Here is a 12,199-nt window from a genome sequence, read left to right on the forward strand (position 1 = left end):
GTGTTCTTTTTTTATTTTTTATGTGCTATTCTTTTAGTAATAGTAAAGCAAAGGGTGACGTTATGAAAAGGACACGTGTACTATACTTGGAAGTCGCAGATAAAATTAAAGAAGATATTTTCTCAGGAAAGTATCCAGTCGGTTCGATGCTGCCGACAGAAAGTGAATTAGAAGAACTGTTTCAAGTCAGCAAAATCACTGTCCGAAAGGCAATCGAGCTGCTGGCATCAGATGAATATGTCGAAAAGAAAAGTGGTCGTGGGACGACGGTTCTAAGCAATCGTCCTTACAATCGATTATCCAAAGCGGCAAGTTTTACGCAGATCTTGAAGAACTCTCAATATGAAGTTCGGAAAGAAACGCTGGATTTGCAATTGGTCCATATAAAGAAGGAAGATCCTTTGTTTTCCTTTTTCGGTGAGCAAGCTGTTTGTTTTAAGCGCTTATATTATTTGAACAATCAGCCTTATATTTATTTTGTCCACTATCTTCCACAAGAAATGTTGCAATTCAGCAGAGAAGAATTTGACAAAGAATCTTTGTATCGTCTGCTGACAAAAAAAGGGTATACCATTGACTCATTTTCTGATGATTTCTCTGCAGTATTTTTAACAGAAGAAGAACAAGAAATTCTGAAAACAGACGCACAGATTGGCATCAAACGGATACGGCAATCGTCTACGCAAATAGGGAAAATGATTGAATATTCAGAAGCAATCTATCATACGGAGCTGCATCCTTACCATATTGATTACGAAACATAAATAAAAAAGAGGGTGTGAAAAAGTCGCTTAGTTTCGAGTATTAAGAAAAATTTTGTGAAAATGGCTTTCTACATTTTTGCATAAATTTGGCTTAATACCGAGAAACTGGCTTTTGAACACCGTTTACCAAGAGGTCATGAGCCCTGCCGTTCAGCTTTGAGTCACAAGGAACAAGTTCAAAAAACAGCTTCTCATGTTTTTGAATTGGTCGTACATGTTACCGTAGATGTAAGACCGACTCTGGATGACCATATATTCTGAATAAAGGGGTGTGACACGACTTTTGTTGCACCTCCTTTTCTTTGTAAAACCAAAAGAACAAAGGAGGGATGCATCTTTCGAAAAGCGTTTACAAATTATAGTAAAGTATGTTATTATTCAATTGTAAACATTATAATGTTATAAAAGGAGAAGAAAAATGGATAAATTTATAGGAATTATCGAACAAAAAATCATGCCTGTAGCCAATCGTATCGGTACTCAGCGACATATGACTGCCATCAGAAAAGGAATCATTGCCACTATGCCACTGACGATCGTAGGCTCATTTTTTACGATTTTACTGAATATCCCGATTGAATCAGTTGCGGCAGTCATTGAACCTTACCGTGAGATATTAGATATTCCTTTTCGCTATACAGTTGGTATCCTTGCTCTTTATGCGACATTCGGGATTGCTTCTTCTTTAGCGAAAAGCTATCGGCTTGATTCATTGACGGCAGGTATCTTGGCATTAATGTCTTTTCTAATCGTGGCAGCTCCTCCTACACGCATCTTAGAAGATGTAGGAGAAATCACAGCCGGACGTTACATCAACATCGCTAATCTAGGATCGGGCTCATTATTTGGGGCGATCGTTACGGCAATTATTTCAGTAGAGATCTACCGGTTTTTTATCGAGAAAAAAATAACTATCCGAATGCCAGATGGTGTGCCGCCAGAAGTAACAAACTCTTTCGTTGCATTGATACCAGGAGCAGTCATCTTGATTTTCTTTTGGATCATTCGCCATATGCTTGGATTCGATTTAAATGGATTCTTGAGTCAACTACTTATGCCTTTGAAAGGTGTATTAGCGGGTAACAGCTTGTTTGGCGGTCTCTTAACTGTCTTTCTGATTTGTTTCTTCTGGGTGTTAGGAATCCATGGTCCGGCAATCATGGGTCCGGTTATTCGTCCGTTTTGGGATATTTCGATTGCTGAAAATATCGATGCATTTAATGCAGGGACAAGTGCTCACGCCATGCCAAATATTTTTACTGAACAATTTCTACAATGGTTCGTTTGGATCGGCGGAGCAGGAACCACTCTTGCGTTGGTCGTCTTATTCATGTTTTCTAAATCCAAGTATTTAAAAAGCTTAGGACGTTTGTCCATTTTACCGGGTTTGTTCAATATCAATGAACCGATGATCTTCGGTGCACCAGTAGTGATGAACCCAGTTTTGGGGATTCCATTTATTCTTGCCCCTCTTGTGACGACCACTCTTTCTTATATTCTCACTGTCAGCGGTGTCGTGCCAATGATGGTTGCGCGTTTGCCGTTTGCGATGCCTGCGCCGATTGCTGCTTGGATGAGCACGAACTGGAGTGTTGCAGCAGGATTATTGGTTATTGGTAATTTCTTGATTACTTTGGCTATTTATTATCCATTCTTCAAAGTATTTGAAAAACAACAATTGACTAGAGAAGCAGAGGAGCAAGCGAAAGAGCAAGCAGATCTCACTCTGACAGATGGTGTTACCGAAGAACGACTATAATTGAAAAGAAAGAAGAGAACAAACCATGAAACGTTCATTAGGCATTTCCCTTTACCCAGACCACAGTGATCCTCAAAAAGATCGTGAGTATATCGAAACAGCCCATCAGTATGGATTTAGCAGGATTTTTATGAGTATGCTTGAGGTCACGGAAGATCCGGAAGTCGTTCAGAAAAAATTCCAGCAATTAATCTTTTTTGCAAAAGAGAGGGGATTTGAAACGATAGTAGATGTTTCGCCGGCTATCTTTGAACAATTGAATATTTCTTATGATGATTTAGGTTTTTTCCATAGATTAGGCGCAGATGGCATTCGCTTGGACTTAGGATTTGATGGGCGAAAAGAAGCACTTTTGACTTTTAATCCTTATCACTTGGCCATCGAGTTGAATATGAGTAATGATGTCGCTTATCTAGAAAATATCTTGACGCATCAGGCAAATACATCTTTTCTATATGGCTGTCATAATTTTTACCCGCAAGAAGGAACGGCTTTGCCGTATCATTTTTTCCAATCAAGTAGTGAACGATTCAAAAAAAACGGTATTCGAACGGCAGCCTTCATTACCTCACAATCAGGTACAATCGGGCCATGGGATATCAATGATGGACTGCCTACTTTAGAAATGCATCGCCATCTTTCTGTCGAAACAGCGGCCAAGCATTTGTTTGCCACAAACCTAATTGATGATATAATTATTGGAAACGCATACGCAAGTGAAAAAGAATTGAAGTCATTAGGGCATTTGGATCGTTACCAGACTGTTTTTAGAATTGAATTTGTTGCAAATGTAAATGAGGTGGAACGGCAAATCGTATTGGAAGAGCAACATGTTCGTCGAGGGGACATCACAGACCAAGTGATCCGATCAACGGAAGTTCGAAAAAAATACCAAAAAGACGAAAACAAAGTACATGATACTGAGTTTGAATTTGTCGTAGGAGATGTTGTCGTTGGGAATGACCGCTTTGGCAAATATAAAAACGAACTGCAGATCGTATTGGAGCCACACAGTGATCCGCGAAAGAATAAAGTAGGACATATTACTCCAGAAGAATTGATCTTGCTACCGTTCATTCATCCATGGTCTAAATTCAAATTTATAGAAAAGTAGGAATGATTATGTATGATTTAGTCATTAAAAATGCAAGAGAGCTTAACGGGAAGATCTTCGATATCGGGATAGAAAAAGGAAGAATCTGCGAAATCGCCCCTCTCATCAAACAAAAATCTCGTCAGGAAATCAGCTTGACCCCTCAGCAATATTTGTCGGCTGGTTGGATCGACGATCATGTTCATTGTTTTGAGGAAATGACTTTGTATTATGATTATCCAGATCAGATCGGTGTGAATAAAGGTGTGACAACAGTCATAGATGCAGGGACAACTGGGGCAGAAAACATTGCTGATTTTTATGAACATGCCAAACAGGCAAAAACAAATGTCTATGCGCTTTTGAATATCTCAAAATGGGGAATCGTTGCACAAGATGAACTAGCAGACCTAAACAAGATCCAAGCTGATATGGTAAAGCAAAAAATCAAGGAACTGCCAGATTTCATTATTGGAATCAAAGCACGGATGAGCAAGAGCGTAGTTGGTCAAAACGGCATCACTCCACTAGAACTGGCAAAAAGGATACAAAAAGAAAACCATCAGCTTCCTTTGATGGTCCATATCGGTTCTGCTCCGCCGGAATTGCCGGATATCCTCTCTTTGCTGGAATCAGGAGATATCATGACTCATTGTTTCAATGGGAAAACAAACGGCATCTTGGATCAAGAAACGAAAACAATCAAACAAATAGCTGTAGAAGCAAAAAATCGAGGAATCATCTTCGATATTGGACATGGGACGGATAGTTTTAATTTCCAAGTTGCGGAAACTGCCTATAACCAAGGGATAAAAGCAGATACGATCAGTACAGATATCTATATTCGTAATCGTAAAAACGGTCCAGTCTATGATTTGGCTACAACGATGGAAAAATTGAAGCTTGTCGGATATACGTGGGAAGAAATCATCGAAAAGGTGACGGAAGTTCCTGCACAGAATTTCCATTTGAAGACAAAGGGACAAGTCAAAGAAGGCTTTGACGCTGATTTTACTGTTTTTGAATTGATCAATCAACCCAAGGAACTAATCGATTCCAATGGAGAGAAAAGACAGTCAAATCAGCAAATCAAACCAGTAAAAACAATCATCGGAGGAAAAAGTTATGCATGCGAATCATGAGAAATTTCAGCTGAAGAAAGTCATTAATGCTTCAGGAAGAATGACGATTCTAGGCGTCTCGACCCTTTCAGAGACAGTTCTTGACGCGCAACGTTTTGGCGGTCAGCATTTTTTTGAGATGGAAGAATTAAGCATTCAAACAGGAAAATATTTAGCCGATTTGCTAGAAGTAGAAGATGTCCAGATCGTTTCATCCGCCTCTGCAGGAATTGCTCAATCGGTAGCTGCTGTTATAGGCAAAGGAGAACTGTATCCCCTTTATCACCCTTATGCAGAATCCATCAGAAAGCGACAAATCATTTTGCCGAAAGGACACAATGTAGATTACGGAACGGCTGTGGAAATCATGGTACAGCAAGGAGGCGGTCAGGTAGTCGAAGCAGGTTACGCCAATATGTGTACGCCGGAACAGATCGAAATGATGATCACAGAAGAAACAGCAGGGATTCTCTATATAAAAAGCCATCACACGGTACAAAAAAGTATGCTTGACGTGTCAGAGGCAGCACAGATTGCCAAAAAGCACCAGATTCCGTTGATCGTTGATGCTGCGGCAGAAGAAGATCTGAAAAAATATGTGCAAATGGGCGCTGATTTGGTTATTTATTCAGGAGCAAAAGCAATCGAAGGACCAAGTGCCGGAATGGTCATTGGGAAAAAAACGTATGTTTCATGGGTCCGGATGCAATCAAAAGGAATTGGACGTTCCATGAAAATCGGAAAGGAAAATATCCTTGGTTTTGTCCAAGCAGTGGAAGACTATTTGAACAAAGGCAGTGAGTCTGGCCCTGCAATGAAAGAAAGACTACAGCCATTCATCGAACAACTTAATCAAATCAATCATTTAGAAGCTAAGATCGTTCAAGATAGCGCAGGTCGAGCAATCTATCGAGCAAGTGTGAAAGTTTCAGGAGATCAATCAGCTAAACAAGTGATTAAAGCATTGAAAGAAAAAAATCCTGCCATCTATACAAGAGAATACCAGGCAAACAACGGCATCATCGAATTCGATATCCGTTCTGTCAGTCAACAGGAGATGGCAAAAATCATCGATCGTTTAAAAGAAATCTTGAAGAACTAGGAGAGAAAAAGGAATGAGATTAAGTCCCAATTATTTAAAAGATAAGATCTGTCTAAATGTGTTAGCAAATTCTGTAGAAAACGCAAAAGAATGCTATGAGGCAGCAGAAGGCCATATCGTTTTAGGTGTACTTTCAAAGAACTTTTCTGACGACGAAACAGCTATTGCAGAAATGAAAAAATACCAGCAAGCAACAAATAACGCCTTGTCCATCGGTCTAGGCGCGGGAGACCCAAACCAGAGCCAGATGGTCACTCGTTTAGCCGAAGTATTGCAGCCTCAGCATGTCAATCAAGTATTTACAGGAGTAGGAGCTTCCAGAGCAGTATTGAAACAGACAGAAACGGTCATCAACGGTTTGGTTTCTCCCACGGGTAAAGAAGGGTACGTAAACATCGCAACTGGTCCTTTAAGTTCACAAGGACCTGCAGGAGTCGTGACACTTGAAACAGCTATTCGATTGTTGAAAGATATGGGCGGCAGCTCGATCAAATATTTTCCTATGAAGGGACTTGCCCATATCAAAGAATATAAAGCACTAGCAGAAGCTTGTGCTGCCAATGATTTTTATTTAGAGCCAACTGGTGGGATCGACCTTGATAATGTGGAAGAAATCGTACGGATCGCAATAGACGCAGGAGTGAAAAAGGTCGTCCCTCATGTATATAGTGCAATTATCGACAAGGATACAGGGAATACACGCCCAGAAGAGGTACGTCAACTGTTGCAATTGATGAAAAAAATCGTGGAATAAGGTGAGAAGAATGAAAATCGGTGCATTTGGGGAAGTCATGCTGCGACTCACTCCTCCTGAACATTTGATGCTGGAACAAACCCATACCTTACGCATGGCTTATACAGGGACTGGCGTAAATCTGGTAGGGAATCTTGCCCATTTTGGCGTTGAAAGTTATTTACTGACGGCTCTGCCAGACAATCGGCTAGGAAAAGCAGCACTCACTAATCTGAACGGCCTAGGTATCCAGACGAAGTATGTGATCCATCAATATCAACACATCGGCACTTATTTTGCGGAAATGGGGTATGGTGTCCGCCCGACAGAAGTCACTTATCAAAATCGAAAACATAGCTCATTTGGTTTATCTGTGATGGAGGATTATGACTACGTATCGTTTATTGATGAGATCGACTTGATCCATATCTGCGGGATCAGTTTAAGTTTGTCCGATGAGACAGCTGAAACGGCTATCCAATTAGCAGAACAAGCACATAAAGCAGGGAAAAAAGTTTGTTTTGATTTCAATTATCGTCCTAGTTTGAATCAAGAAGATGGAAAAAAAGAACAAATGAAGAAGCGTTATCATACAATGTTACCTTATTGCGACATCTTGTTTGGCTCAGTCAGAGATCTGACAGAGCTAGTGCAGTGGGAGGAAACAGCCGATGTAGAAAACGAACATGATCCTATTTCTTATATCCAGTCCTTTATGAACCACTACGATATCCAATGGTTTGCTGGGACAAGGCGAGAAAGTGTAGATGGAAGAAAACAGTTAAGTGGTTATTTGATCACACAACAAGAAGCAGAGAAAACAACTGTTTATCCCTTGGATGTACTCGATCGAATCGGGGCAGGAGATGCATTTGCTGCAGGGATCTTACTCGGTTTCTCTGAGAAGTGGTCCTTACAGAAGACCGTTTATTTTGCCTTAGGAAATGCTCGATTAGCTCATTCGATCCAAGGAGATGTTCCGTTAACGACAAGAGAACAAGTCGAACGTCTACTGAATGATCCTGAAACAGACTTGATCCGGTAAAAAGATTCAGGGATAAAACAGGTTAGGATGATTTGTTGTCCTAGCCTTGTTTTTGCTAAAGGAGCTAAAATCTAGAAGACTGCGAAAATCCCAAGGCATTCGGAAAACAGTTGCTAGGTATTTATGTTAGTAAGTGGCGTTATCGATTGGGCGTCTATCGAATGATTTGTAAAATCGATCATGGTAAAAGAAATGTATGAAAAATAAACGAAGTGTGCATAGATAAAAAAGCTTTTGGTTAATAGAAACCGATGAGTTGAGTAAAATCAAAACTGGGTCAGGATGAACATCATTCTGACCCAGTTTTTTTCCATCCAAAAAGAAAAGGGCAGTTAAAGAATCACTAGATTTTTATGTTTCACTATACTTTTTTCCTGTGTTATGATTTGAAAGAACTTTTGCTGATAGTAAAGCAAGTACATTGGTATTTTTAGTATGTGAAATGAAAAAGAAAGCTGGCGTATTTTTTTGAAAGCATTATATTTTTCAACTTTTGGTTCAAGTGAAGTGTTAAGGTATGGAGAGCTTCCAAAACCGAAGTTAGGTGAACAAGAGGTATTGGTACAAACCGAGTATATTGGATTAAATTTTGCAGACATCTATCGTAGAAGAGGCACTTATCATATCGAGAAACACTCACCATATATCAACGGATATGAAGGGGCAGGAACAATTGTAGATGCTGGTTCATCAGAACTGAAAGCGTTGATTGACAAGAAAGTTCTTTTTGTAGACGTTCCTTTTGCAAATGCTGAATTTGTAGCAGTTCCTGTTGAAAAGTTGATTTTTCTCCCCGACAGGATTGGAATGAAAGAAGCAGCCACAATTGGTTTACAAGGATTAACGGCCGATTTTTTGGCTCATGATCTTGGAAACAATGCACCAGGAGACAAGGTATTTATTACTGGTATCAGTGGTGGTGTCGGACAGCTTCTTTCTCAAATTCTGATTGTAGATGGCGTCAGAGTATTTGGCTCAGCTTCTACAAAGGAAAAGCAAGAAATAGCACTTTCTTTAGGAGTAGAAGAAGTATTTTCCTCAAGAGAAACCGATTGGCAAGCAGCTAACAACAATCGCTTTGACACAGTATTTGATGGAGTTGGCAAAACATTGGAAAGCAGTATTGAATTATTGCATAACAGGGGAAAAGTAATCTTTTTCGGAATGGCAGGAGGCAATCCGCCAGCTATTGATCTAGTAGATATGCTTGCTCATTCGAAAAGTATCCTTACAGGAGACCTTTGGGATTATCTTTCTTCTTTTGAGGAAAGAGAAAAAAGGAGCCAACGTCTCTTTTCTTATCTTACAAATAACAAGATAGTGATCCATGAACCGACAATTTTTTCGTTAAAGGATGGAAAAACAGCCCACGAATATCTTGAATCGGGAAAAAACATCGGAAAAGTATTGTTGAAGACAAAAGAGAAATAAAAATGAAAATACTTATAATTGGTAGGAATGGCATACTTGGAAAAGAAGTTGCCAGTTTGTCACAAATTTTATATGTTCATCTCAAGGTTGAAGATGGACTCTATTGTTTCTTCAAGAAAAAATACAAAAAGAGGTTGTGAAATCAGTGTTTTGAGCTAATACCGAGGAGTTGTCAGGAGGACACCGTTTATTCGGAAAAAGGAACTGTGACACGTTTTTGTCAAAGTTCCTTTTTGTTTAATCTTCAGTACTTTGTTGCATTCATGTAATAGTTCTTAGTACATGACAAATTAATGATCTGTTAGTTTGAGAGTACTAGATGTATCTATCTTTTAACAGAAGGTTTCTGAATCCATATAAGATGGTACGCCTTTTTGTAGACTTCCTGTCTCAGTCAAAGAAAATCAACTTGTTAAATGGATGTTTTTTTGTTGTCCTCGTTCAATTGTCGATTACCATAACATCAATAAGCTGTTTGATATCTTCAGGAGTGTTGGTAGGGATACTGACTGTAGAAGCTTCATCTAGTATTTTTTGAGTCTTTTCTTTGACTAGCTCAGGATGGTCAGAAGTTTCATCATGTTGCCAGTGAGAAGGAACAGGGTATTGAGTTATTGTACCGTTATGATTGCTAGAATAAACTACTAAACCTTGGAAACTGATATTCCCACTAAGTGTGACTGTTTCAGCTGGAAAAGCGACACTTCCTTGGTCATAAGGGTCAATTGGGGTTCCTGCTGGAGACTTAGAAACATGCAGTTCAAAACCAGTAATTGGATCAGCTAACCATTGTTTATATTGTGTGCCCATCACAGCTAGCCAAACTCTAGCGTATTCTATTTCTAGATCAGAATAATTACTTAACAAATCAGTTGAATTACTGACTTGTGGACTTGTCGATTCACTGACAGAAGCATAAGTCTCACTACTATTTGTTGACAATACAGTTGACGACGAAGTAGTTGATGGAACGATGGAAGAACTAGTGGTGTGTGAAACTGATTCACTACTGCTTTTAACAGTAGCGCTTGATTCGTTATTCGTTTTACTGTCAGTTGTTGCTTCACGAGCAGTAGTGTTTTCAATAACAGTCGAATGAGGTGTCGACTGGCGAGTGTTTTTTTGCTCGCAACCAACAAACAGAAGTACGAGAGGGAGTAAAATGAATATCCTTTTTTTCATGAAATTAGCCTCCAATTATCTAAGAAAATAAAATAACGTTTTTATTTCTATTTATTGTACTCCTGTATAATAAAGAGGAAAAGTATATTTGATTAAGAAACCTCTCTGGTTTGGAGAGAATTAGATGAAAATTAAAAGCTAATCTGAATAGAATTTTTTTATAACCATATGACACAGCAAAGTTATTCTTTTACTTAGTATGGAAATCAAATTATTTAGCATAAGTATTATTTTTTTACATAAAGTTGTTGTTTTTGATATATATTTATTTGGCACTTTGTGATTATGTAAAAGAACAACGTGATGCTGGGCGAATCAAAGTAGTAACGGCATCTGATCTTGCAAATGATGTACAATAAAAAAGTTGATTAAAGATTCGAAAAACGATAATTAATCATTTGAGCCATACACTTAAGAAGAGGGGAATGAAGAAAGAATTTTGATGGAGGAAATAATGTATAAAATCAAGAATCTAGCGGGTGACTTAGATTTCCCAGAAGCCGTGATAGAACAAATGATGCTGGAAATAGAAAGTATTTCTAGTGAAGTACTTGAACAATATAGTCGTGAATTACTGGATGCTAATAAAGCAAAAGCAGCTGCTAAAAAAATAGACGAAGTTTATGATGAAGAGCCATTTGTAGCATTAACAATTTATCTATATGCAGCTTCTCAAAGTTGGTTAAAAATTTATCAACCATTGAAGATTCCAAGAACTGTCTATTTGGCAACAATGAATGCTTTTACTAGATTTATTCATGAACATTTTCAAGTAACAGGAAGGTATCGCTTTGACCGTGGTTTTTGGATTTGGCGTTACACTAGCGGATTGATCTTTCGGATTGGTGAATTGGAATACGAAAGGACATATTTTCCAAAGGGGCACAAAGAGCTAAAATTAGAGGGGAAGCAGTGTCTTTCTCTTCATATTCCTTCCGATGCAGATTTATCCCGAAATAAGATAAGAGATAGTTACGAAAGCGCCATTCGTTTTTTTGAATTGTATTTTTCTGATTATCATTACCAAGTGATGTACACAGATACTTGGTTACTGTCGCCAAATCTTACTAAATGGTTGAAACAAGATTCAAAAATCCGACTTTTTGCAGCTGATTATCGCCTTTTGTCAGTGGACGAACAAGATGATAGCGGAGTTCCATGGATCTTTGGACGAGTAGATGCTCAAGTACAAGACTATCCAGAAAAAACGAGTTTACAACGACAAGCGAAACAACAGTTACTTGCAGGTGCACACATTGGCTCCGCTTTAGGTATTCTTTCCCTATAACTTTAACACTTCAAAAATTTTAAACATATAAATAACTGCATTAACCAAAAAATTAGACTTCTATAAATGAGGGAAATCTACTCATTCGTAGAAGTCTAGTGATTAAAGGAAGCTTTTAATTCATTGAAGCTACTCCATAGATCCATTAAATGAACCAAACGCTTCACCTCTCATCTTGAAACTATTAGAAGAAAGAAAAAGAGAAGGGGCACTAGAAACAAGTGTATTTCGCAAATGGGTCGTAAAAGAATAAGAAATGTTGCTTTTACAAAAACCTGACCGAAAAACAGTACACATTTTCGTGTTTTTTCGTTTTTTCTTGACTACTGATGGCGCTATCAGTATCATAAATGGCAGATAGAGACAGCCAAATAAAAAAAGGCACCTCTACTTCTAGTGGCAGCTAGAAGCAGAGGCCTTGAAAAGTCATCACACGTGACCGTCCAAGTTTGCCATAGTCAATGTAAATACATCAACCTTGTTTATTGTATCGAATCTAAAAGGAGAAATCTACCCTTTAGAGGAGAAATTTTAACAAATTGTATGCGTTTTATTTGCTGAGCAAAAGGTATTGGACATTGTGTTCAATACCTTTTTTTGTCTGAACATACACCCGAAGATAAATCTGCTCTGTTCGAAGGTTTTATATTCTTTTAATAGAGCTACAGCCAGCAGATCAGG

At 38.6% G+C, this 12,199-nt stretch carries 10 protein-coding genes; 9 read left to right on the plus strand and 1 reads right to left on the minus strand.

Going from position 1 to position 12,199, the window contains the following annotated elements; translation table 11 throughout:
- Nucleotides 1-62: 62 nt before the first annotated feature.
- The 8 genes from A5816_RS00715 (at nt 63) to A5816_RS00750 (ending at nt 9,048) form a co-directional block, all read left to right on the plus strand.
- Nucleotides 63-764, plus strand: a complete 702-nt coding sequence (locus tag A5816_RS00715; RefSeq protein WP_086310475.1) for a GntR family transcriptional regulator — start codon at nt 63-65, stop codon at nt 762-764.
- 418 nt (nt 765-1,182) lie between these two features.
- Nucleotides 1,183-2,523: a PTS sugar transporter subunit IIC gene (locus tag A5816_RS00720; RefSeq protein WP_086310476.1), complete on the plus strand. Its 1,341-nt coding sequence runs from the start codon at nt 1,183-1,185 to the stop codon at nt 2,521-2,523.
- Nucleotides 2,524-2,548: 25 nt separating this feature from the next.
- Nucleotides 2,549-3,637 (plus strand): DUF871 domain-containing protein, encoded by a 1,089-nt coding sequence (locus A5816_RS00725; protein ID WP_002373712.1) that lies wholly within the window; start codon nt 2,549-2,551, stop codon nt 3,635-3,637.
- Nucleotides 3,638-3,645: 8 nt separating this feature from the next.
- On the plus strand, nt 3,646-4,758 hold the full coding sequence (locus A5816_RS00730; protein ID WP_033795734.1) for an amidohydrolase/deacetylase family metallohydrolase: 1,113 nt from the start codon (nt 3,646-3,648) through the stop codon (nt 4,756-4,758).
- On the plus strand, nt 4,742-5,839 hold the full coding sequence (locus tag A5816_RS00735) for a DgaE family pyridoxal phosphate-dependent ammonia lyase (protein WP_002373710.1): 1,098 nt from the start codon (nt 4,742-4,744) through the stop codon (nt 5,837-5,839). Before A5816_RS00730 ends, A5816_RS00735 begins: the two co-directional genes overlap by 17 nt.
- 13 nt (nt 5,840-5,852) lie before the next feature.
- On the plus strand, nt 5,853-6,593 hold the full coding sequence (locus tag A5816_RS00740) for a KDGP aldolase family protein (RefSeq protein ID WP_086310477.1): 741 nt from the start codon (nt 5,853-5,855) through the stop codon (nt 6,591-6,593).
- Between the two features lie 10 nt (nt 6,594-6,603).
- Complete coding sequence (locus A5816_RS00745; protein ID WP_086310478.1) at nt 6,604-7,617, plus strand: sugar kinase; 1,014 nt, start codon at nt 6,604-6,606, stop codon at nt 7,615-7,617.
- A 468-nt stretch (nt 7,618-8,085) separates the two neighbouring features.
- Nucleotides 8,086-9,048, plus strand: coding sequence for a zinc-binding dehydrogenase (locus tag A5816_RS00750; protein ID WP_086310479.1), 963 nt, complete (start codon nt 8,086-8,088; stop codon nt 9,046-9,048).
- A 441-nt stretch (nt 9,049-9,489) separates the two neighbouring features.
- Here the strand turns inward: A5816_RS00750 and A5816_RS00755 are convergent, their stop codons facing one another.
- Nucleotides 9,490-10,230 (minus strand): hypothetical protein, encoded by a 741-nt coding sequence (locus A5816_RS00755; RefSeq protein WP_002373701.1) that lies wholly within the window; start codon nt 10,228-10,230, stop codon nt 9,490-9,492.
- A gap of 454 nt (nt 10,231-10,684) precedes the next feature.
- On the opposite strand from A5816_RS00755, the gene A5816_RS00760 reads away from it, so the two are divergent.
- A complete protein-coding gene (locus tag A5816_RS00760; RefSeq protein ID WP_373404610.1) occupies nt 10,685-11,518 on the plus strand; it encodes an acyltransferase domain-containing protein in 834 nt (277 codons plus the stop codon).
- Nucleotides 11,519-12,199: the final 681 nt, after the last annotated feature.

This window comes from Enterococcus sp. 3G1_DIV0629, from assembly GCF_002141285.1.
Lineage (GTDB): Bacteria > Bacillota > Bacilli > Lactobacillales > Enterococcaceae > Enterococcus_B > Enterococcus_B lactis.